This is a genomic window from Nocardia yamanashiensis (assembly GCF_021183565.1).
GTDB lineage: Bacteria > Actinomycetota > Actinomycetes > Mycobacteriales > Mycobacteriaceae > Nocardia > Nocardia yamanashiensis.
The window spans coordinates 5,951,592-5,971,780 of sequence record NZ_CP089226.1; the positions used below are offsets into that span (position 1 = coordinate 5,951,592).

General features: G+C 68.9%; 19 protein-coding genes. 4 read left to right on the forward strand and 15 right to left on the reverse strand.

Features of this window, described 5'->3' with window-relative positions; genetic code table 11:
- Position 1: 1 nt before the first annotated feature.
- The 8 genes from LTV02_RS27560 to LTV02_RS27595 all read right to left on the reverse strand — a co-directional run bounded on the left by LTV02_RS27560 (position 2) and on the right by LTV02_RS27595 (position 6,629).
- Positions 2-385, reverse strand: coding sequence for a nuclear transport factor 2 family protein (locus LTV02_RS27560; protein WP_233034742.1), 384 nt, complete (start codon positions 383-385; stop codon positions 2-4).
- A 43-nt stretch (positions 386-428) separates the two neighbouring features.
- Positions 429-1,214 carry a VOC family protein gene (locus LTV02_RS27565; protein ID WP_233034744.1) on the reverse strand — a complete coding sequence of 262 codons (786 nt, stop codon included), beginning with the start codon at positions 1,212-1,214 and terminating at the stop codon, positions 429-431.
- Between the two features lie 124 nt (positions 1,215-1,338).
- The gene (locus LTV02_RS27570) at positions 1,339-1,809 is read right to left on the reverse strand and encodes a carboxymuconolactone decarboxylase family protein (RefSeq protein WP_233034745.1); all 471 of its coding nucleotides are present in this window, start codon (positions 1,807-1,809) and stop codon (positions 1,339-1,341) included.
- A gap of 90 nt (positions 1,810-1,899) precedes the next feature.
- Positions 1,900-2,190, reverse strand: coding sequence for a hypothetical protein (locus LTV02_RS27575; RefSeq protein WP_067712323.1), 291 nt, complete (start codon positions 2,188-2,190; stop codon positions 1,900-1,902).
- Positions 2,191-2,231: 41 nt separating this feature from the next.
- Entirely contained in the window at positions 2,232-4,055 is a 1,824-nt protein-coding gene (locus tag LTV02_RS27580) for a sensor histidine kinase (RefSeq protein WP_233034746.1), read from the reverse strand.
- A 41-nt stretch (positions 4,056-4,096) separates the two neighbouring features.
- On the reverse strand, positions 4,097-5,524 hold the full coding sequence (locus LTV02_RS27585) for an alpha/beta hydrolase (RefSeq protein WP_233034747.1): 1,428 nt from the start codon (positions 5,522-5,524) through the stop codon (positions 4,097-4,099).
- A 77-nt stretch (positions 5,525-5,601) separates the two neighbouring features.
- Positions 5,602-6,030 (reverse strand): YybH family protein, encoded by a 429-nt coding sequence (locus tag LTV02_RS27590; protein ID WP_233034748.1) that lies wholly within the window; start codon positions 6,028-6,030, stop codon positions 5,602-5,604.
- Positions 6,031-6,056: 26 nt separating this feature from the next.
- On the reverse strand, positions 6,057-6,629 hold the full coding sequence (locus LTV02_RS27595; RefSeq protein WP_233034749.1) for an NADPH-dependent FMN reductase: 573 nt from the start codon (positions 6,627-6,629) through the stop codon (positions 6,057-6,059).
- Between the two features lie 130 nt (positions 6,630-6,759).
- Between LTV02_RS27595 and sigJ the strand changes: the two genes are divergently transcribed.
- Positions 6,760-7,659, forward strand: coding sequence for an RNA polymerase sigma factor SigJ (sigJ, locus tag LTV02_RS27600; protein ID WP_233034750.1), 900 nt, complete (start codon positions 6,760-6,762; stop codon positions 7,657-7,659).
- Here sigJ and LTV02_RS27605 read toward each other — a convergent pair.
- Complete coding sequence (locus LTV02_RS27605) at positions 7,640-8,269, reverse strand: DUF4097 domain-containing protein (RefSeq protein WP_233034751.1); 630 nt, start codon at positions 8,267-8,269, stop codon at positions 7,640-7,642. The two genes, sigJ and LTV02_RS27605, sit on opposite strands and share 20 nt — an antisense overlap.
- Positions 8,270-8,393: 124 nt before the next feature.
- Here LTV02_RS27605 and LTV02_RS27610 point away from each other — a divergent pair, with 124 nt between their 5' ends.
- The gene (locus tag LTV02_RS27610) at positions 8,394-11,534 is read left to right on the forward strand and encodes a BTAD domain-containing putative transcriptional regulator (RefSeq protein ID WP_233034753.1); all 3,141 of its coding nucleotides are present in this window, start codon (positions 8,394-8,396) and stop codon (positions 11,532-11,534) included.
- On the opposite strand, the gene LTV02_RS27615 is transcribed toward LTV02_RS27610, so the two are convergent.
- The 3 genes from LTV02_RS27615 to LTV02_RS27625 all read right to left on the reverse strand — a co-directional run bounded on the left by LTV02_RS27615 (position 11,518) and on the right by LTV02_RS27625 (position 14,306).
- On the reverse strand, positions 11,518-12,279 hold the full coding sequence (locus LTV02_RS27615; protein WP_067712336.1) for an ABC transporter permease: 762 nt from the start codon (positions 12,277-12,279) through the stop codon (positions 11,518-11,520). The genes LTV02_RS27610 and LTV02_RS27615 overlap by 17 nt on opposite strands.
- Positions 12,279-13,220 (reverse strand): ATP-binding cassette domain-containing protein, encoded by a 942-nt coding sequence (locus tag LTV02_RS27620; protein ID WP_233034755.1) that lies wholly within the window; start codon positions 13,218-13,220, stop codon positions 12,279-12,281. The genes LTV02_RS27615 and LTV02_RS27620 overlap by 1 nt, the downstream gene beginning before the upstream one ends.
- A 78-nt stretch (positions 13,221-13,298) precedes the next feature.
- Positions 13,299-14,306: an AraC family transcriptional regulator gene (locus tag LTV02_RS27625; RefSeq protein ID WP_233034757.1), complete on the reverse strand. Its 1,008-nt coding sequence runs from the start codon at positions 14,304-14,306 to the stop codon at positions 13,299-13,301.
- 265 nt (positions 14,307-14,571) lie between these two features.
- Between LTV02_RS27625 and LTV02_RS27630 the strand changes: the two genes are divergently transcribed.
- The gene (locus tag LTV02_RS27630; RefSeq protein WP_233034758.1) at positions 14,572-16,659 is read left to right on the forward strand and encodes a CocE/NonD family hydrolase; all 2,088 of its coding nucleotides are present in this window, start codon (positions 14,572-14,574) and stop codon (positions 16,657-16,659) included.
- 60 nt (positions 16,660-16,719) lie between these two features.
- Here the strand turns inward: LTV02_RS27630 and LTV02_RS27635 are convergent, their stop codons facing one another.
- Positions 16,720-17,091, reverse strand: coding sequence for a hypothetical protein (locus tag LTV02_RS27635; RefSeq protein WP_233034759.1), 372 nt, complete (start codon positions 17,089-17,091; stop codon positions 16,720-16,722).
- A 153-nt stretch (positions 17,092-17,244) separates the two neighbouring features.
- The gene (locus LTV02_RS27640) at positions 17,245-17,583 is read right to left on the reverse strand and encodes a hypothetical protein (RefSeq protein ID WP_067712344.1); all 339 of its coding nucleotides are present in this window, start codon (positions 17,581-17,583) and stop codon (positions 17,245-17,247) included.
- Positions 17,584-17,795: 212 nt separating this feature from the next.
- On the opposite strand from LTV02_RS27640, the gene LTV02_RS27645 reads away from it, so the two are divergent.
- Entirely contained in the window at positions 17,796-19,445 is a 1,650-nt protein-coding gene (locus LTV02_RS27645) for an alkaline phosphatase D family protein (protein WP_233034760.1), read from the forward strand.
- Here the strand turns inward: LTV02_RS27645 and LTV02_RS27650 are convergent, their stop codons facing one another.
- Entirely contained in the window at positions 19,446-20,120 is a 675-nt protein-coding gene (locus LTV02_RS27650) for a hypothetical protein (RefSeq protein ID WP_233034761.1), read from the reverse strand.
- Positions 20,121-20,189 lie beyond the last annotated feature (69 nt).

Here is a 20,189-nt window from a genome sequence, read left to right on the forward strand (position 1 = left end):
ATCACTCGGCCGTGGACGCGTGCGCGGCAATGATCCGCCAGCCGCGGGAATCGTCGTGTACCCAGGTGCGGGTGTAGCGCATCCGGGCCGCGAACGGTGCGCCGTGCACGGTTCCTTCGACCCGGCCGAGGAACCAGGTGACGCCGGTGGCGCCTTCCACCAGGACGGACAGGTGTTCTTCGGTGAGGCTGGTCATGACCTGGGTTTTGGTGCGATGCAGTTCGAGATCGTCCGTTTTGGTGAACGTGTCGGCGCCGAAGGTGAAGAGCAGGCGATCATCGAGCAGCTCGTCCAGCGCCTCGACGTCACCGGCCAATTGCGCGGCCTGCAAGCGTCGTTCGGCTTCTCGCAGTTCCTTTTCCATGTTCGCCAGTCTGCCGATCACGGCCTGAACATGTGACGATCTGTGGCCGCACCGCGATCGGCCGTCAGCTCGTGGCGCCCTTGATCACTGCGAAGGGAGCGCCGGCCGGGTCCAGGAACATGGCCATGCGGCCGACGCCCGGGAGGTCCATGGGCGGGATGATGGTGGTCGCACCGGCCGCTGCGGCTTTCGCGGTGGTGGCGTCGCAGTCGTTCACCTCGAAGTAGGGGTGCCATTCGGGTGTGGAGCCGGCGTCCAGGTTGTCCTGGAGCAATTGCATCAGGCCGCCGTGCCCGGCGTTCTGGTCCGCGCCGGCGGGGCGAACCACGGTGTACTTCACTGCGCCGAGCGGCATTTCTGTTGTCTCCCAGTCGAATACGGTGCGGTAGAAGTCGCGGGCGGCGGCCACGTCGGTGGTGTAGAGCTCGGTCCAGGACAGGGTGTTCGGGATGGCGACCACATCCATGCCCACGGTGTCCCCGGGCTGCCAGACCGCGAAGTCCGCGCCGGTGGGGTCGGTGAACTGGCCCATGCGGCCGAACGAGAACACATCGTCGGGGGCCACCCGGACGGTGCCGCCTGCCTGTTCGACCGCTTTGGCGGTGGCGTCGGCATCGGGGGTGGAGAAGTAGATGGTCCACGCGGACGCGGCGCCCGCCTCGGTGAGCGGGCCGATACCGGCGACCGTCTTACCGTCCTGCTGGAAGAACCCGTACCCGCCGCCGTCGGGCCCGGCGGATTGGAAGATCCAATCGAAGACTTCACCGTAGAAGGCGGCCGCGGCGTCCACATCGGGCGTGCCCAGATCGATCCAATTCGGGGCACCCGGAAGATAACTGGTGGTCAGCATGAGATTTCCTTCGGCGTCGACGGCTGATGGAGTAACGGGCGCTGCCCACATCGCAAAACCGGGCCGAGCCCATATCGTGCGGTTACCAGTATGCGCGGCGGGGGTGACAGCAATCGGCGCCCGCTCACCACTGGCCGGGCACGTACTCCCCGCCCGCCAGGCCCGCGATCACGTTCAGGCGGTTCCAGGCGTTGATGGTGGCGATCAGGGAGATGAGCGCGCCGATCTGGTCGTCGTCGTAGTTCTTGCGGACCGCGGCCCAGGTGTCCTCGGAGATGCCCCGGCCGTTGTCGGCCAGGCGGGTGCCCTCCTCGGTCAGCGCCAGCGCAGCGCGCTCGGCTTCGGTGAACACGGTGGACTCGCGCCAGGCGGCGACCATGGCCAGGCGCACCGCGGATTCGCCGGCGTGCGCCGCGTCCTTGGTGTGCATGTCCAGGCACATGCCGCAGCCGTTGATCTGCGAGGAGCGGATCTTCACCAGTTCCTGGGTGGCCTTGGGCAGGGTCGACTCGTCGACCACGCGGGCGGCGGTGACCAGGCGCTTGTTGAACTTGCCGGCGACGTCGTTGGCGTAGAGGTTGAAACGCGGTTCCATGGTCTGCTCTTCTCTGTTCGTTGCTGTGCGCTGCCGGTTCATCCGGCTTCGTCAAGGTGACGACGCAGCCCCGCGAGGTGTGACACGCCCTCACCGCTCATCCACGATTTCCCCCGTCATCGCGGTGGCATCGCTGGTCAGCGACATCGTGACCCCCACCAACGGCAGCCCCCGCGCATCCCCGAAAGCCGCCAGCATGTGCTCAGCCGACTCCCACCGCCAGATATCGGTATAGCTGCCGTCCTCCAACCGGATCAGCCGCGTCTCGGTCAACCCCGGGTTCGCACTCCGTATCCGATCGATGAGCGCGATCCGCTGCGTCAGCAACTCCGCCAGCGTGCCGGGCGCGATGCGGTAGTTGGTAATACGCACGACCGGCATGGTGGGTCCTTCGGCGTCGGGAGAAATGACGCCCACCAGCCTCACATCGCGGCGGACCCGGGAGTAGTGCGCACGCCATCGATCTCCCGTGCGAAATCACCGGCCGGCACCGTGCATTCTGCATACCCGTCCACGGGAACCGTTGCGGTGAGCAGGAATTCGGGCGGCCGTGCAGTCGCCTCGAACTGCCCGCCCGCCTCCGCCACCCGGGCGCGCATGTTCGCCAGACCCTGCCCGCCGCCGGATCCGGCAACCGCACCGTCATTGCGAATCGACAGGCGCAAGTCGGTGTCCTGCCGCCGGCAGACGATGGCGACCCGGGTGGCCGCACTGTGCCGCAGGATATTCGTGACGGCCTCGCGCACCACCGGCCCCAGCATGTCGCCGCCCGCGTCCGGCAGCTCGTCGTCGCAGCTCAGCTCCACTCGAATGTGGTTGTCGGCCAGCACCGTCGTGGCGGTCGCCAGTTCCCGGTGCAGCGAGGACCGGGTGGGATCGCCGGTGATGGCCTGTTTCTCGCGGCGCGCCTCGGCGGCGATGCGCAGCGCTTCGTCGATCTCGGCGGCCGCGCGGTCCCGGTCGATGGCGATGATCTCGGCGATCAGATCGCTCTTGATCGCCAGCACCGACAGCGTCAGACCGAGCAGATCGTGGATGTCGCGGGCCATGCGCAGCCGCTCCACCTGCACGGTCAGCCGAATATGCGCCGCGCGAGCCTGATTCAGCTGATTGGTCACCTGCCAGAAGGACGCCAGCCCGAGCACCGCGAACGCCACCTCCACGGCCGGGAGTAGCCAGCCCACCTGCATGCCCGGCGGATGATCCGGTTCCGGGAACAGGCCGTGCAGGGTGAGCAGTCCGGCGGAGAGGACGAGCGCGCGCAGGCCGGGCTGGGTCAGCAGCACCGTCGCCATGAGCAGGGTCAGCCAACCGGTCCAGAACGACCCGAGCCAGGGCAGCGGCATCAGAGTCACAGCGCTCTGGGCCAGCAGCAGCCCGGTGGTGTGCTGCGGCCGGAACAGTTGCGCCAGCAGCAATCCCGAGACGGTGAGGCCGCCGAGTGCGACGAGCACCCGGTACGGACCGCCCTCGATGACGTGGATGGCGGTCCACGCGGTCAGGCCGAAAACCAAGGCCGCCATGGTCAATCGGGGCGCCAGCCTGGCGACCGGTTCGGGATCGCTCGGCGCGCCGTGGTAGTCGCGATTCCCCGCGGCGGTATCCCGCACGGCCGCGATCAACCGCCTGGTCGCCGCGGCCGCCAGCAGAACCGATTCGCGCGCCCGATCGGGCTGCTCCCCCAGCTCCCGGCGGGCGGCCGCGAGCAGCTCCATGACGTCGGAAAGCCGCGCACTCATCGCCAGCCGCAGCGATTCGTCCGCCCGCAGCCGCTCCCGTGCGCGGGTGACGCGAGCCAGTTCGCCCTTGCTCGCGGTGAGCCGTGCGACCAGATCGGGCAGGAGCAGCAGGCTGTAGAGCACGATGCCCAGCGCCCCGGTATAGGCGGCGACCCCGATGATCTCGCCCGGCCCCGCGTGCCCCGTGCCGTGCACGAATCCCGAGCTCCACTGGATCGCAAGGAAAACCGGCCAGCGGGCGCGGCGCGGCAGGCAGCGCAGGGCCGCCGCGGCCAGCAGGCAGTCGGGATTGGTCGCGGTATCCCCGAGGACGAACGGCAGATAGTTCAGTGCCGGCTGCATCGGCAGCACCCAGCGCCGGCTGCCGGGCCGGCGCGTCGCCAGCACCAGCAGTCCGGCCTGAATCAGGCAGCAGGCCATCGCGACCGCACTCGCCCCGCCGACCAGGGTGGCGAGGACGAAGCAGGCCAGGAACCCGTATCCGGCCGATCTCGGTAGCGGTGACACGCCGATGATTGCATCCCGGGGAGGGCATCCGGGGCAAATGTCTAGGCGGGGCAGCTCGTCGTGGCCGGCATGGTCAGGTCGGTCAGATAGCGGTCGGCCGCGCTGGTGGTGCAGGCGTTGCGGTCGTAGATGCCGTGACCCCAGCCGTCGTAGGTGAGGAGGGTGGCGGGGGTTTGGGCGGCTACCTGGATCGCCCATTCGAGCGGAGTGGCCGGATCGTGCCGGGAGTTGAGGATGAGAGTCGGCGGGCTGTTCTGAACGGTGGGCCGGTGCGGTGGGTTGGCGGGAGGGGTGGGCCAGGCGGAGCAGAGGCTGCCCGCGGCCCAGGCGAAGTGGGCGCCGAGGGTGGGGGCGTTGGCGTGCTGGGCGGTCCAGAGAGATTGCCACCGGGCCTGGTCGGGGATATCGAATTGCCAGTCGGAGCAGAAGATGATGGCGGGAAAGGGCGCGGCGGTGCCGGTGGCACGTGGGGTCGTGACCGGTTCGGGGCTGCCCTTCGGTGTGGCCGTGAGGGTTTGGAGATCGCCGGCCAGTTTTGCCCAGTCGGGATGGTAGAGCCGTTGGGTGACTTGCTGGCTCAGGTCGAGGGGGCGCAGGGGGCGGTCGGGCTTGCCGGGGGTGCGGAGTTCGCCGCGGGTGGCCGCGTCCCAGAGGGCGCGGTAGGTGGCGCGGACGTCGGTGCCGTGCAGGACGCAGGTGGTGTCGCGCGCGCACCAGTTCGCGAATTCGTCGAAAGTGTCTTGTCCCGCACGGGCTTCCAAAGCCAGGAACCCGGCGCCGTCGAGACTGTGATCGTCGACGCTGTCGAGCAGGGAGGCGCGCAGGTTTTGCGGGAACAGTTCCGCGTAGGCCTGGGCGGACATGGTGCCGTAGGAGCGGCTGTAGAGACTTACCTTGTTCTCGCCCAAGGCATTACGGAGCGCGTCTACGTCCCGCGCCACGCTCTTCGCGTCGAGGTGATCCATCAGCGGACCGGTGTGCTCACGGCAGCCGGCCGCCAGTTCGGCGGCGTAGGAGCGAACGTCCGGCAGCAGCGCGCCGGCGTCGGGATCCAAGCCGGGGCGATCGGCGGCCAATCCGGCATCGCATCGCACCGGGTGGCTGCGGCCGACGCCGCGGGGGTCGATGCTGACGATGTCGAAGCGGGCGCGGAGTTCATCGGAAAACCCTGCGCCGCCGAGGATTTGATCCACACCCGAACTGCCGGGCCCACCGGGCAGCGAGACCAGGGTGCCGATCCGGCGCGACGGGTCGTCGACACGGTCGATCACCACGGCGATATCGATGCCCGCGCCGCCCGGATCCGCCCAGTCGATCGGCACCGGCAAAGTCGCGCAGTCGAATGCCGAATTCTCTTGGCAAGGCTGCCATTTCAGCGAAGCAGACGGTGCCGCTCCCGCCTGCCCGGCGCACAGCACCCCGGCGCTCACGACCACCGCCAGCAGTGCTCCGAACATCTTGTTGCCCATGTCGACGAGTCTCGATGGCGCGACGCGCGCCGCACATCACGCCACCGGGCGATCCCCGCCCCACCCTGCGGTACGGGTTACGGCGTCAGATCCGGGGTGGCCTTACCGCTCACCACGTCGAACGGCACGGACGCCTGATCGTGGGTGATCAGCCAGTCGCCGTCGATCTTGCGCAAGCAGATGGTGTACCGCACCCACATGCCGTCGGTGCTGACCCCGTTCTCGAAAGTGCCGCGCAGCCGCCCGAACCCGTGCGCGAACGCCACATCCGCACTCGCGGTGACGGCCCGGTCCCGGATCTCGTACTCGACGTCCCGGAAGAAGGTGAACACCTTGGCCCAATTCGCCAGCTTCGCTTCGATTCCCGCGTGCTGCAAGGGCGGCTCCACATCGAACGACACCACATCCGTGGCGTAGAGCCGCCGCAGCGCCTCCAGATCCTTGGCCTCGATCCCCTCGATCAGCCGGTCGATGTGCCGCCCCACGGCGGCTTCGTTCGCACTCATCATGTCCTCCAAGTGATCCGGTGTGTTCAGGCGACGGGGACGGTGGCCCGGAGCGGGGCCAGGGCGGCGCTCCACGCCAGCACCTGGTCCACGGTGGTGTGCAGGGCGGTGACGTGGTGGTCGCCGGGGGTGAACACGGTGTGGTTCTCGAAATCGGTGTGCAGCGAGACGGTGACCTGGCGGCTCACCACCGCCATACCCAGCACGCTGCAGATCGATCGCAACTGCTGCACCGCGCAGACGCCGCCGTGTACGCCGTAGGAGACGAATCCGACCGCTTTGTCGGCCCATTCGGCGAAAGCGTGGTCGAGGGCGTTCTTCAGAACGCCGGGCGCCCCGCTGTTGTATTCGGGGGTGACCACGAGGAATCCGTCACAGGCGGCGAGCTTCTCGGCCCAGGCCCGGGTGTGCGCGTTGACCGACGGCCCGAACATGGGCGGCACCGCTTCGTCCAGGTGCGGGAGCGGGTGTTCGCGCAGGTCGAGCAGTTCGTATTCGGCGTCGCCGCGCCGCGCCGCCGTCTCCAGCACCCAGTGCGCGACCTGCGGGCCGTTGCGATTGGGTCGGGTGCTGCCGAGAATGATGCCGATTCGGGTCATGGCCGTCTCCTGTTCGATCGGGGTACGACCTTCCGACGACGCAGCCGGGCGGAATGTCAGGCCGCCTCACGAATCGGGTCGCTGATTCGTCGTATCAGGTGAGGCGGCATCGAACGAAAGGGCCAACGCGATGACGGATCCGGATCTGGAAGCGGTGATGGGTGAGCGCCGGCAGTTGCTCAATCTCGCGTATCGGCTGCTGGGTTCGCTCGCCGAAGCCGAGGATGTGGTGCAGGAGACCTATACCCGCTGGTACGGCCTGACCGAGCGGCAGCGGCGGGAGGTGACGACGCCCGGCGCGTGGCTGACCACGGTGGCCGGGCGCATCTGCCTGGACCTGCTCGGCTCGGCCCGGGCCCGGCGGGAACGCTATGTGGGCGAATGGATTCCGGAGCCGGTGCCGGATCGCGACGAATGGCTCGGCGGCACCGTGCCCGCCGATCCCGCCGACCGCGTCACCCTGGACGAATCGATCAGCATGGCTTTCCTGGTGGTGCTCGATTCCCTCACGCCCGCCGAACGCGTGGCCTTCGTGCTGCACGACGTCTTCCGCTATTCCTTCGCCGAGATCGCGGATATCGTCGGGCGCTCCCCGGGGGCCTGCCGCCAGCTGGCCTCCTCCGCCCGCCGCCGCATCGGCACCGCCCGGGAACCGTCCGGCGACCGCCGCGCCGAGGTGGTCAAGGATTTCAAAACCGCTTGGGAGACAAGGAATATCGAAGCCTTGATCGGCCTGCTCGATCCGCACGCGACCGCCGTCGCCGACAGCGGCGGCCTGGCCCCGGCCTTCCGCGAACCGATCATCGGCGGCGCGGAGATCGCCCGCGCCTGGATGGAGATCGCCACCCGCGGCCCCGCCGTCACCCTGCTCGAACGCACCGTCAACGGCCAGCCCGGGCTGGTCGCACGGCTCGGCGACGCCATCGTGTCGGTGTACGCCTTCGATATCGCGGACGGGCGCATCACCCGGATCTGGGCCGTGCGCAATCCGGAGAAGCTGCGCCCGTGGACTACGCCGCATTCCGGATGACGATATTGCCGTAGGAGTTGCGGGCGAAGACCTCGACGGTCTCGCCCGCACCGGCCACCGGCGCCAGCTGATTGCTGACCTGGCCCAGCGCCACATTGGATTCCACCCGCACCGCGCTGCCCGGGCGGATGCCGACCTCCAGTTCGCCCATGGAGGTGTCCAGGCGCATGACGCCGCGGGTGGCCTCGCCGATGCGGATATCGCCCTTGGACACCTTGGCGGTGACCGAACCCTGCGGGCGCTCCACGAAGATGTCACCGGCGGCGATCTTCAGATCGCACTGGCCCAGTTCACCGAATCCCGACAGCCGCCCGACGCCCGCCTCGCCCTTGAGCGCCGACCCGCGCGGCACCTCGATGATGACCTCGATGGACGGGTTGCCGCCGAACGGGGTGTGGGTGCGCCAGTCCTTCGGCGTGCGCACGGTCAGCGCGGCGCCGTCGAAATCGACCTTGGTCTGGGCGGCGGCCCGCACATCGCCCTTCTTGGATTCGTCGGCGGGCCGGACGTCGACCACGGTGTCGGTGCGATCCGAGGCGACCACGGTGACGGTCGCGGACAGCACGTCGACGGTGACGGCGATGGATTCGGGGGTGTCGAAGTTGAACATCTCGGGCTCCTTCAGCAGGTGGATCGGTTGCTGAGAACTACTTTGGCGACGGCCGCTGATACGGGGCTGACGCCGGACTGACACGCCCTCTGACACGATTTGCCCCGCCCGGCAGAATGACCGGGTGCGTATCGGGATACTTGGGCCGCTGCAGATCCGGACAGAGGACGGGGGATCGATCGAGGTACCCGGTGCCCGGCTGCGCGGGCTGCTGATCGCGCTGGCGCTGGAACCCGGCCGCGCGGTGCCGAAACACAAACTGGTCGACTGGGTGTGGGGTGAGCAGCCGCCGGCCGACGCCGCCAACGCCCTGCAAGCCCTGGTCTCGCGGTTGCGGAAACTGCTGCCGGACGGCTCGATCGATGTGCAGGCGGGCGGCTACCGGCTGGCCGTCACCCCGGACGCGGTCGATGCGGTGCGCTTCGAACGGCTCGTCGATCAGGCCCGCGGCGGCACCGATATGCAGGCCGCCCCGCTGCTGCGCGAAGCCGTCGAACTGTGGCGCGGGACGCTCATGCAGGACATCGGGCTGCCCGACAGCGCGGACGCCGATGCGGTGACCGCCCGCTTCGAGGGCCTGCACCTGGCCGCGCTGGAGGATCTGTACGAGGCCGAGACCCGGCTCGGGCGGGGTGCGGACCTGGTCGCCGAACTGACCGAACTGGTCAGCCGGTACCCGGTGCGGGAACGCCTGGCCGCCGCGCTCATGCGAGCGCTCGCCGAAGCGGGACGCGGCTCCGAAGCGCTGAGCGTCTACCAGCAGACCCGCGAAGCGCTGGCCGACGAACTCGGCGTGGACCCCTCCCCCGCACTGTCGGCGCTGCACGTCTCGCTGCTGCGCGGCGAGGTGGGCGCGCAGGCCGCCGAGGAGCGCAAGACCAATCTGCGCGCCGAACTCACCAGCTTCGTCGGCAAACAGGGCGAGGTCGCGGCGGTGCGCGAACTCGTTGCGGCACACCGGCTCACCACCCTCACCGGCCCCGGCGGGTCGGGCAAGACCCGGCTGGCGCTGGAGAGCGCGCGCACCCTGCTCGAGGATCTGCCGGACGGCGCCTGGCTGGTGGAACTGGCCGGAGTCGGCGCCGGCGGGGATATCGCGCAGGCGGCGCTGGCCGCGTTCGGGCTCCGCGACGCCCTGCTGGGCACCGGCCCGCAGGCCGAACCGCTGGACCGGTTCATCGCGGCCGTTCGCGAACGCGAAACCCTGCTCATTCTGGACAACTGCGAGCACGTGATCGAGGCGGCGGCGGCCTTCGCGCACCGGGTGCTCGGCGAGTGTCAGCGGCTGCGCATCATCGCGACCAGCCGGGAACCGCTCGGCATCACCGGCGAGGCGCTGTGGCGGGTCGAACCGCTGGCCCTGCCCCTCGACGATTCGAATCCCGCCGAGATCGAATCCTCGCCCGCCGTACAGCTTTTGCGCGATCGGGCGAGCGCGGTGCGCAAGGATCTCGGTTCCGATACCGGATCGCTGACCACCATGGCGCGGGTCTGCCGGGCCCTGGACGGCATCCCGCTGGCCATCGAACTGGCCGCGGCCCGGCTGCGCACCATGTCCCTGGACCAACTGGCCGACCGCCTCGACGATCGCTTCCGCCTGCTCACCGGCGGCAGCCGGACCGCCATCCCGCAGCACCGCACCCTGCGCGCGGTGGTGGACTGGAGCTGGGAGCTGCTCACCGACGCCGAACGCACCGTGCTGCGCCGGCTCGCGGTGTTCTCCGGCGGCGCGAGTCTGGAAGCGGCGGAACGGATCTGCGCCGACGACACCGTCGAGCAGTGGGAGATCCTGGAGCTGCTGACCGCGCTCACCGAGAAATCGCTGCTGCGCGCCACCGCCGACAGCGAACCGCGCTACCGCATGCTCGCCACCATCGAGCAGTACGCCCGGGAACGCCTGGAGGCCGCCGGTGAAGCGGATTCGATTCGGCGCGCGCATCTTTCGTACTTCACCGAACTGGCCGCCACCGCGGAGCCGGAACTGCGCCGCGCCGACCAGTTGAAGTGGCTCGCCACGCTGGCGGCCGAACACGGCAATCTCACGGCGGCCCTGCGCGGCGCGATCGCCGCCGGTGACGCGCCCGGCGCCATGACGCTCGCCGCCGAGGCGGGCTGGTACTGGTGGCTGGGCGGGCACAAGGTGGAGGGCCTGGAGCTGATCACCGCCGCCGCGGCGCTGCCCGGCGAGGTGGAAGACGAGACCCGCGCCCTCGTGTACGGGCTGGTCGTGCATTTCATGTCGTCCGGCCCGAACGACGAGAACCAGCTGCAGGAGTGGATTCACAAGGCGTCCGCACTGCACGAACCGGGCACGTGCCGGCATCCGGCGATGCGGTTCATCAGCGCGCTGGAAAGCCTGCTGGCGGGACCGGACAACTTCCTGACCGCGTTCGAACCGCTGCTGTCCGACGCCGATCCGTGGGTGCGGGCGCTGGCCCGGCTGCAGCAGGGCAAGATGCGGGTCATGCTGGGGCGTCCCGGCCGGGAGGCGGACGAGTACCTGGAGGCAGCGGCCGCCGAATTCCGTGCCATCGGCGAACGCTGGGGGCTGTCGTTCGCGCTCACCGAACTGGCGGACCGGGTGGCCATGCGCGGCGATTTCACCGCCGCCTGCGGACTTCTGGACGAAGCGCTCACCGTGGTCACCGCCGTCGGCACCCTGGAGGACGCGGTCCGAGTAGGCGCGCGGCAGGCCCAATTGTATTGGCTGCTGGGCGATTCCGAGCTGAGCACGGCCGCCATGGCGGGGGCGCAGCGGGCCGCCGACCGCGCGGGATGGCCGAATGCCCTGGCCGACTTGGCTTTACAGCGGGCGGAGCTGGCGCGCTGGAACGGCGATGCCGCGGAGGTGCATCGCCAGATCGAGATCGCCCGGACCATGCTGGGCGCGGACGCCGCGCTGCCCAATATCAGTGCGACCTTCCACAACCTGCTCGGCTACACCGCCACCGATCTCGGCGTCGCCCGCGAACACCATGCGCAGGCGTATCGTTCGGCGCTGGCCGCCGGATACGCGCCGCTGATCGCCCGAATCCTGGTCGGCGCGGCGGATCTGGCGCTGCGCGACGGCCAGGACGCGCAGGCGGTGCGGCTGCTGGCGGCCGGCGACGCGGTGCGCGGCCTGCCGGATCGCTCACTGCCGGACGCCACCCGGATCGAGCGGGAAACGCGAAATCGCCTCGGCGAAGCGGACTTCACCGAGGCGATGGCGGAGGGGGCGGCGGGCGATTGGACCGAGCTGGTCGCGGTCACGCTCGCTTGTTGAAAGTGGAACGCGACCACAGGTATCCGACGATGGCGAACCCGGCGGCCCAGGCCAGCGCGGCGGCGGTGTAACCGGCCGACGGGTTGCCTTCCAGGAACCCGCGCAGCGATTCGATGATCGGCGTGAAGGGCTGGTACTGGGCGAACTGCCGGACGCCCTGGCCCATCTTGTCGGCAGGCACCACCGCGCTGCTCAGGAAGGGCAGCATGATCAGCGGCACCACCGACATGCCCGCGGCCTCAGGGGTTTTCGCGGCCATACCCAAGGCCACCGTGAGCCAGGACGCCGCGAACGCCGTCGCCGCCATGACGCCGATGGCGCCCAGCCAGTCGGCCGCGGAGGCGTCCGGGCGGAAGCCCAGCGCGAAGGCGACCGCCAGCACCGCCACGATGGCGATGGCATTGGTCAGCATGGTGGCGACCACGTGGCCGGTGAGCACCGCGCCGCGCGAGACGTCCATGACCTTGAAGCGATTGATGATGCCCTTGGCCATGTCCGAGCTCACCGAGACCGCGGTCCCGGACAGCCCGTAGCTGATGGCCAGCAGGATCATGCCCGGGGTGGCGTAGTCGATGTAGTGGCCGCCGACGTCGAACGCGCTGCCGAACACGTACACGAAGATGAGCAGCATGACGACCGGCATGAGCGCGGCGTTGAAGATGGTGACGGGGTTGCGCGCGGTGTGTTTGAAGTTGCGGCGCAACATGATCGAGGAATCTGCCAGGGTGGCGGTGATGGTGCTCATTACGCTTCGGCCTCCGTGGTGGCGTGCCCGGTCAGGGCGAGGAAAACATCATCGAGATCAGGGGTGTGGACGGTGACTTCGGCGGCTTCCACCGAGTACTCGGCGAGCCGGTTCAGCAGGCCGCGCAGGAATTTCGAGTCGCCGTCGCCGGGCACGCGCAGGGTCAGCGCCTCGGCGTCGACGGTGGCGTCGGGCAGGATGCGCGCCGCCGCTTCGACTTCGGACGGGTGGGCGAAGCGCAGGCCGATGTAGCTGCCGGGGATGCGGCGCTTGAGTTCCGACGCGGTGCCCTCGGCGACGATCCGGCCCTGGTCCAGCACCGCGATGTGGTCGGCCAGCTGGTCGGCTTCCTCGAGGTACTGGGTGGTGAGGAAGATGGTCGCGCCGTCGCCGACCAGTTCCCGCACGATCTCCCACATGGTGCGCCGGCTGCGCGGATCCAATCCGGTGGTCGGCTCGTCCAGGAAGATGATCTGCGGCTTGCTGACCAGCGTCATGGCCAGATCCAGCTTGCGGCGCATACCGCCGGAGTAGGTCGCGGCGCGCTTGCCGGCCGCCTCGGTGAGCTCGAAGCGTTCGAGCAGTCCGCCGACCACCGCCTTGCGCTCGGCGCCCCGCAGCCGATGGATGTCCGCCATCAGCTCCAGGTTCTCGGTGCCGGTCAGCAGATCGTCCACCGCGGCGAACTGCCCGGTGACCCCGATCGCCTTGCGCACCAGTTCGGGCTGGGTCGAAAGATCATGTCCCGCAACCTGAGCCGTGCCGCCGTCCGCCTGCAACAGGGTGGTGAGCACATTGACCGTGGTGGTCTTGCCCGCCCCGTTCGGGCCGAGCAGCGAGAAGATCGTGCCCGTGCCGATGTTCAGGTCGATGCCGTCCAGGACCGACTTGTCCTTGTAAGCCTTCCGCAACCCGGAGGCCGCGATTGCTGTGCTGTTCATGTGGACTACTTTGGGCAGCCCGCCTGATATCGACCTGACACCGGCCTGACATGCCCCCTGACGCGATATCCGCGCAGGTCAGCGCCTGGATCGGGCGGTCGTTCGGATCTGTTGCGGGGTGGCGCCGTACCAGCGGCGCACCACCCGGGTCAGCGCGGATTGCTCGCGCAGGCCGATCAGGGCGGTGATGCGGCTCATGGGCAGATCGGTTTCGCACAGCAGCCGATAGGTGACGTCGCGACGGGCCTCGTCCAGGACCGCGGTGAAAGTCGTTCCCTCCGTGGCCAATGCGCGCTGCAGGGAACGCTCGTGCATGCTCAGGGTGCGGGCGACGCCGTCCAGATCGGGTTTGGATTCGGCGAACGCGCGGTCGATGGCGAGGCGGACCCGGGCGGTCATGGTGCGGTCGACTTCGGGGAAGTTCCGGTCCAGATAGTCCATGGCGAGCTGGTGCAGGATCGGATTGCGGCCGGCCATGGGCTTGGCGAGTTGCTCGACCGGGAACCGGAACAGCGTGGTCGGCATGTCGAATCGCACATCCGCGCCGAAGAATTCGACGTACCGGTCCACCGGCGCCCGGGGCGGATGGGGCAGATGGACGGTGCGCAATCCGTAATCGCCGCCCGTACTGCGGCTCAGATGCCGGTGCACCGTGCCCGCGCCGTGATCGACGCCCTGGCAGAAACCGGTGGCCTCGGCGATATCCCGGTAGTTCAGCGCGATCACGCCGGCTTGCCCGTCCGGGTCCGGGATCAATCCGAGGGACAGCCCGGTGTGGTGGATGAACAGGAATCGCTGCGCGCACGCGATGGCGTCGCCGACGGTGGCGGCATTGGCCACCGCGATCGACAGCGGTCCGAAGACCGCGGCGGGCTGGCGGGCGGCCAGGCGGAGACCGAAATCGGGACAGGCCAATTCGGCCGCGGCCAGTTCGAGCGCCCATCCCGTGGCGTCCGCCGAGATCAGGGCGTCGTCGCTGTCGATGCTCTCGGTGGCGATATCGAAACGGCGGAGCAGCGCCGCGCCGTCCCCGCCCAGTTCCGCGACCAGTTCGCAGTAGCCCCGAAGGCCTGCGGCGCGCGCCATTATCACCATCCGCGCGCCCCTCCCCGCCAAGTTCGTGTCATTTCCAGCCGAGCTCGGATCGTAGCCAGCCATGATCGTCTGAGACAAGCAATCGACAGTTTCACAAGTTCGACCTGGGAAAAGTCGTGCAACAAGCTCGAATTCCCGCAACCCGGACGCCTTGCTTGTCGCCCAGGGGTAAAACGATGTCGCCCAGGAACGAGTCTTACCTACTCACCGGTAGCAACAATCTGGCGGTACCGATGATGAGAGGTGGGACACAGCGATGACATCGCAGTGGCGGACACGACAGTTCGCCGTGAAGGGTCTGGTGGCGGCGGCGGCCGTACTGGCGTGCGTGCCGTTCCTGACGCCGTCGGCGGCCGGTGAACCGGGCGGGGAGTTCACCGGAATCGACGGCGGCGCACTGGCTTCCGCCTGGACGGCCGCGGTGGACGGTCCGCAGCCCTACCACGGCATCGCCCCCGATCTGGCCGTGCCGATCACCATGAGCGACGGCGCGGTGCTGAAGGCCGACATCATCCATCCGGCGCAGGACGGCCGGATGGCCGATGGCCGGCGACCGGTCATCCTGCAGATGCAGGGTTACGGCAAGGTGGCGATACTGGCGGGGCAGGCGGTGCTCTACGCCGCCGACGACCTGGGAATCAAACAGCCGCTGGAGAATTGGATCGGCTCGCTGAACCTGCCGGGCGTCGGCCTGGACGGCCTGTTCGATCTCACCCGGCAGGCCGACGCCGGGGCCATCGAAGCGGCGGTACAGGATTGGGCGCTCGCCGACGCCGGATACACCCTGGTGCAGGTCGATCTGCGCGGCACCGGCACTTCGGAGGGCGCCTGGCAGGTCTTCGGCGACCGGGAGAAGCAGGACATCGCCGAGGTGATCGACTGGATCACCCGGCAGCCGTGGAGCGACGGCAATGTCGGCACCATGGGCATCTCCTTCACCGCCATCTCCGCGCTGGAGGCCACCGATCGCCGGCCGCCCGGATTGAAGGCGGTGTTCGCCTACGAGGGCAGCGCCGACATCTTCAACGACATCGCGGGCAGCGGCGGCGCGGTGGGCGTCGGCTTCCTGGTGCCGTGGCTGGTCGGCGTCAACGCGCTCAAGATGATTCCCGACATCACCTCGCTGCTGGTCGGAAAGTTCGATCCGGCACAGCAATCGCAGTGGCTGAAGGACCGGATCGCCAACCCGCTGACCCTGGTGGACATGGTGATCAACGGCTACACCGCACTGAGCCCGGACCAGCTGACCGCGAACACCCGCCAGCTGGTCGACCCGAATTCGTATTTCCGGCGCGGCCTGAAGACCGACGTGAGCCGCATCCAGGTGCCGACCTTCATGGTGGGCGCGTGGTTCGACATCTTCGGCAGCACGCCCACCGCCACTTTCGACGGCATCCCGCTGCCGCGCGAACAGAAGAAGCTGATCATGGGCGATGGCTATCACGCCGGTACCGGGGTGGCGGGCTTCGGGCACGCGGGCATGCCGCCGCGCCTGGACGTGCTGCAGCGCGCCTGGTTCGACCATTGGTTGCGCGGTATCGACAACGGCATCGAGAAGTACAGTCCGCTGGTCGTCAAGCAGCAGGGCGGCGGCTGGACCGACGCACCGGAGTTCCCGCGCACCGAGGCGACCTACCGGCGCATGTACCTCGACGACATTCCTTCCGGCACCGCGAATTCCAGGTATGACGGCGGCCTGTCCGCTTCGCCGCGCCAGGCGGCGCTGAACGACCTGACCGTGGCCCCCGGCCTGTTGAGCCTGTGCGGCCGCGACGTCGCGCGGATCTCGGCCGGCATCACCTCGATCATCGAAGCCTGCGGCAATGATTCGCGAGTGTGGGAGAACGACGGCCTGTCCTTCACCAGCAATCCGGTGGCCGCGGCGACCACCCTGACCGGTCCCGTCAACGCGCACCTGAACGTGGTCCACGACGCCGCCGACGGCTACTGGGTGGCCACGCTCAACGATGTTGCGCCGGACGGCAGTTCGCGGGAGATCTCCACCGGTCAGCTGGTGTCCTCGATGCGGCAGATCGACGAGGCGAACAGCAAGACCTCGGCGAACGGCGATTACACCGCACCCGCCTACTACCTCGATCTCGATCGGCGGGAGCGGACCGAGCCGGGCGTGCCGGTGACCCTCGATATCGCGCTGACGCCCATCGAAGCGGTACTGCAACCGGGGCACCGGCTGCGGATCGACGTGTACGCGAGCAACTTCCCGAAGGGGTTGCCGCCCATGCCCTTCCTCTACGACTCCGGTCTGAAGCCCCAGCGGCTGCGGCTCGATCCCGGCGCTCCGAGCTGGGTCAATGTGGCGCTGACCGAAGCGATCCCGGAGTAACGGCGAATGACGAAGGGGGCCGGCCGCTTTCCAGCGACCGGCCCCCTGCTCGGTTGCCGATCAGGGCAGGATCTGCGGAATCACATTCGGGTCCAGCAGGCCGACCAGCGCGCCGATGCCGCCGCCGATGAGAGCGCCCAGCGCCGAACCGCCCAGCATGCCCGGGATCGAGCCGACCACCGAGCCCAGCGCGCCGCCGCCGAAACTGCCGGTGAGCGCGCCCGCGGCCGCGCCGTTCAGGGCCGGATCGGGGAATCGCGCATTGGGATCGGTGGCGACCGGCTCCAGCGGCAGGCCCTCGGCCACCGGTGTGGCCACCGGGCCCGGCTGGGGCGCCTCGGCCGTTGCCACGCCCGAGCAGAAGAGCGCGATCGAGACCGGCAGCGCCGCGGCGGCAACCTTGGCGGTGGTGCGAATGGTGTTGCGCTTCATCATGGTTTTCCAGTCATCCGGGGCACCGATCCCCCGACCGATCAGGTGCCAGCTGTGATCGAATCCAGCGATTCCAGATATAGCTGGACAGTTGCTGGCAATCTGAAATTGGCGCGCATCCAATTTGGATAGGCCACCCGGATGGTTACCGGCTCACCCGCGCAGCGCGGCGGCCGCGATGGCGTACTCGCGCGCCCCGATCTCCGGTCGCCCGGTGGCCAGCAGCCGACGTTCCAGCGCGCGGCCCAGATCGGCGCGGCAGCTGAGGTGATTGCCCCGCGACACCTCGATGGTGCCGCGCTGAATCCGCGCCACCCGGCCGTCCGGCAGGTACACCACCAGCCCGCGATATCCGAGATTGCGCTGCAATCGGCCGTCGACCAGCGGCGGGGCGGCCGCGATGCAGGCCAGTACATCCTGGGCGGCAACGGGATCGAGCCGCCAGGCGGGATTCGGCCGCGCCGAATACAGATCCAGCTCCACCTCGACCATGTCACGACTCCGGGGCGGTAGTTCGGTGGTGACTCCAGAGTACGAGAATGACGCGGCGCGGTGAACGCCCGGCGGACCGTGGCGCCCCCAGGTGAACGGCGGGCAAACACAAGGGAATTCGGACATCTGCGCATCCGAAGTGTTATGGGGTGTTCGTCCGGGACGCGCCCGGCGTTCACTCCCGCACACGATCAGCATTCCTACCGTTGCGTATGGCCTTGTCACGGCGAGAGTTGTTGCGGCGTGGCGTTGCCGGATCGGCGGTGGTGCTCGCGGGCACCGCGGCGGTGGGCAGCGCGAGGTTCCGGGCCCCGCACTGGGTGAGCGGCGATCCGTTCACCCTCGGCGTGGCGTCGGGAGATCCGACCCCGGACGGGGTGGTGTTGTGGACCCGGCTGGCCCCGGATCCGCTCGATCCGGAAGGGCTGGGCGGAATGCCCATGGCCCCGGTGACGGTGGATTACGAGGTGGCGCGGGACGATCGGTTCCGGCAGGTGGTGACCCGCGGCAGCGCGGTGGCCACCCACGCGCTCGGGCACAGTGTGCATCCGGAGGTCGGCGGGCTGGAGCCGGATACCTGGTACTACTACCGTTTCAAGGCCGGTCAGGCCATCTCCCCGGTCGGACGGACACGGACCGCGCCGCGCGCCGGCAGCCCCGCGGCGCGCATGCGTTTCGCCTTCGCCTCCTGCCAGTCCTGGACATACGGGTACTTCACCGCCTACGACCACATGGCCGATGAGGACCTGGATCTGGTGGTGCACCTGGGCGATTACATCTACGAGAGCCCGTGGGTGCGCGGCCGGCAGGGCGAGACCACGCCGGATCTCACCGGCGAGGCGGTGGATCTGCGCGGGTACCGGCTGCGGTACGCGCAGGCCAAACACGAACGGCCGCTGCGGGCCGCGCACGCCGCGTTCCCGTGGCTGGTCACCATGGACGATCACGAGGTGCACGACAATTGGGCCGGTGACTTCAACGGGCCCAGCTTCGATATCAACAATCTGCGCCCGCTGTTCCGCAAGCGCCGGGCCGCCGCGTTCCAGGCCTGGTACGAGCATCAGCCGGTGCGGATCGCGCAGCTGCCGCACGGACCGGACATGCTGCTGCACCGGCGCTACGGCTTCGGGAATCTGGCCGAGATCACCATGCTCGACACCCGTCAGTACCGGACGCCGCAGGCCTGCGGGGACGGTAACCAGGTGTACGGCTGCGACGCTCGGTTCGATGCCGACCGCACCATTCTCGGGGCCGGGCAACGGGATTGGCTGCTGGGCGGGCTGACCACCTCGCCCGCGCGTTGGCAGATCCTGGGCAATCAGGTCGCGATGGCGCGTTCGGACTACGACACCGGCCCCGGCGAACTGCTGGGCACCGATGCCTGGGACGGCTATGTCGCCGACCGCAGCGCGCTGCTCGGCGCGGCCGCCGCGCGCGGGGCCGGGAACCTGGTGGTCATCACCGGCGATCGCCACCAGAATTACGCCGCCGATCTGCGCCGCGATTGCGCCGATCTCGAATCACCGGTGGTGGCGGCCGAATTCACCGGCACCTCGATCAGCAGCGGCGGCGACGGCGCGGACATGTCCGAGACCGGCCGCACCCTGCTGGCCGCCAATCCGGATATGAAGTTCTTCAACGAACAGCGCGGCTACGTGCGGGTGGAACTCGATCACGACCTGTGCCGCAGCGACTTCCGCGTCATGCCGTACGTGCACCGGCCGGGCGCGCCCATTCGCACCCGGGCCAGTTATGTGGTCGAGAACGGCCGTCCCGGCGTGGAAGCCGCGGTCCGTCCCGATGCTCCCGAGATCAGCACCGGTCCGGTGGCCGCCGTGGAACTCGCGTCCGGCCCGCACTGATCAGGTGACCACCCGGGGCCACGGGTAGAAGGCGAGATGGATCAGCAGGATCACCAAGAGGCCCAGCAGGATCGCCGCGATGAAATGCGCGCGGCGTTCCAGGAAGTAGATGGTGCGGAACAGGGTCGGGAACGGTACATCCTTGCCGAAGAACATGGCCAGGATGCTGGGCACCACCACCCACATCAGGGCGATGAGCCCGTACAGCACATACGGGCCGAGGTAGGAGTCCGGATCCAGCCCGCGGTCGGCCGCCGCGAAGCCGATGCCGAAGACGTAGGTGGCCGCCGCGGTCAGCAGATAGCCCGCGCCCAGCAGCGTGATCGGGCTGTCGGAACGGGTGACGCGCCCGCCCGCGGTGACCGGATGCCCCGCCACCACCTGCGGCTCGGGTTCGGGATGGAAGAGCAACTGCGGCACCGCGTAATAGCCGATGACCACGATCACGAACACCACCAGCAGCCGCACCCAGGCGTGCTCGGTCTGCAGATGCCCGATGGTATTGGAAATGGTGGGCCAGCTCGCCAGCCCGAACACCGAGGCCAGTTCCGGTGCGGCGATGGCGATTCCGGCCGCGCCCCACATGAGATATCCCCAGAACTCCACCGACCGCCCGGCCGCGACCGGCATGGTGCCGGGCGTCTCGATCGTCGCGTCGTCTCCCACCTGCGTCATACCGCCGGTATACACCCTGAGCTGGGAAAATGTCCGGTTTATACCAGGCTGGAATTGCGTTGAGACCGG

Excerpts from the sequence above, each read along its gene's own strand:
- LTV02_RS27620 (WP_233034755.1), bottom strand. The coding sequence starts at position 13,220 with ATGAACAGCACAGCAATCGCGGCCTCCGGGTTGCGGAAGGCTTACAAG.
- sigJ (WP_233034750.1), top strand. The coding sequence starts at position 6,760 with ATGACGGATCCGGATCTGGAAGCGGTGATGGGTGAGCGCCGGCAGTTG.
- LTV02_RS27570 (WP_233034745.1), bottom strand. The coding sequence starts at position 1,809 with ATGGAACCGCGTTTCAACCTCTACGCCAACGACGTCGCCGGCAAGTTC.
- LTV02_RS27645 (WP_233034760.1), top strand. The coding sequence starts at position 17,796 with ATGGCCTTGTCACGGCGAGAGTTGTTGCGGCGTGGCGTTGCCGGATCG.
- LTV02_RS27650 (WP_233034761.1), bottom strand. The coding sequence starts at position 20,120 with ATGACGCAGGTGGGAGACGACGCGACGATCGAGACGCCCGGCACCATG.
- LTV02_RS27585 (WP_233034747.1), bottom strand. The coding sequence starts at position 5,524 with ATGGGCAACAAGATGTTCGGAGCACTGCTGGCGGTGGTCGTGAGCGCC.
- LTV02_RS27575 (WP_067712323.1), bottom strand. The coding sequence starts at position 2,190 with ATGCCGGTCGTGCGTATTACCAACTACCGCATCGCGCCCGGCACGCTG.
- LTV02_RS27565 (WP_233034744.1), bottom strand. The coding sequence starts at position 1,214 with ATGCTGACCACCAGTTATCTTCCGGGTGCCCCGAATTGGATCGATCTG.
- LTV02_RS27590 (WP_233034748.1), bottom strand. The coding sequence starts at position 6,030 with ATGAGTGCGAACGAAGCCGCCGTGGGGCGGCACATCGACCGGCTGATC.
- LTV02_RS27605 (WP_233034751.1), bottom strand. The coding sequence starts at position 8,269 with ATGTTCAACTTCGACACCCCCGAATCCATCGCCGTCACCGTCGACGTG.
- LTV02_RS27630 (WP_233034758.1), top strand. The coding sequence starts at position 14,572 with ATGACATCGCAGTGGCGGACACGACAGTTCGCCGTGAAGGGTCTGGTG.
- LTV02_RS27595 (WP_233034749.1), bottom strand. The coding sequence starts at position 6,629 with ATGACCCGAATCGGCATCATTCTCGGCAGCACCCGACCCAATCGCAAC.
- LTV02_RS27635 (WP_233034759.1), bottom strand. The coding sequence starts at position 17,091 with ATGAAGCGCAACACCATTCGCACCACCGCCAAGGTTGCCGCCGCGGCG.
- LTV02_RS27640 (WP_067712344.1), bottom strand. The coding sequence starts at position 17,583 with ATGGTCGAGGTGGAGCTGGATCTGTATTCGGCGCGGCCGAATCCCGCC.
- LTV02_RS27625 (WP_233034757.1), bottom strand. The coding sequence starts at position 14,306 with ATGGCGCGCGCCGCAGGCCTTCGGGGCTACTGCGAACTGGTCGCGGAA.
- LTV02_RS27615 (WP_067712336.1), bottom strand. The coding sequence starts at position 12,279 with ATGAGCACCATCACCGCCACCCTGGCAGATTCCTCGATCATGTTGCGC.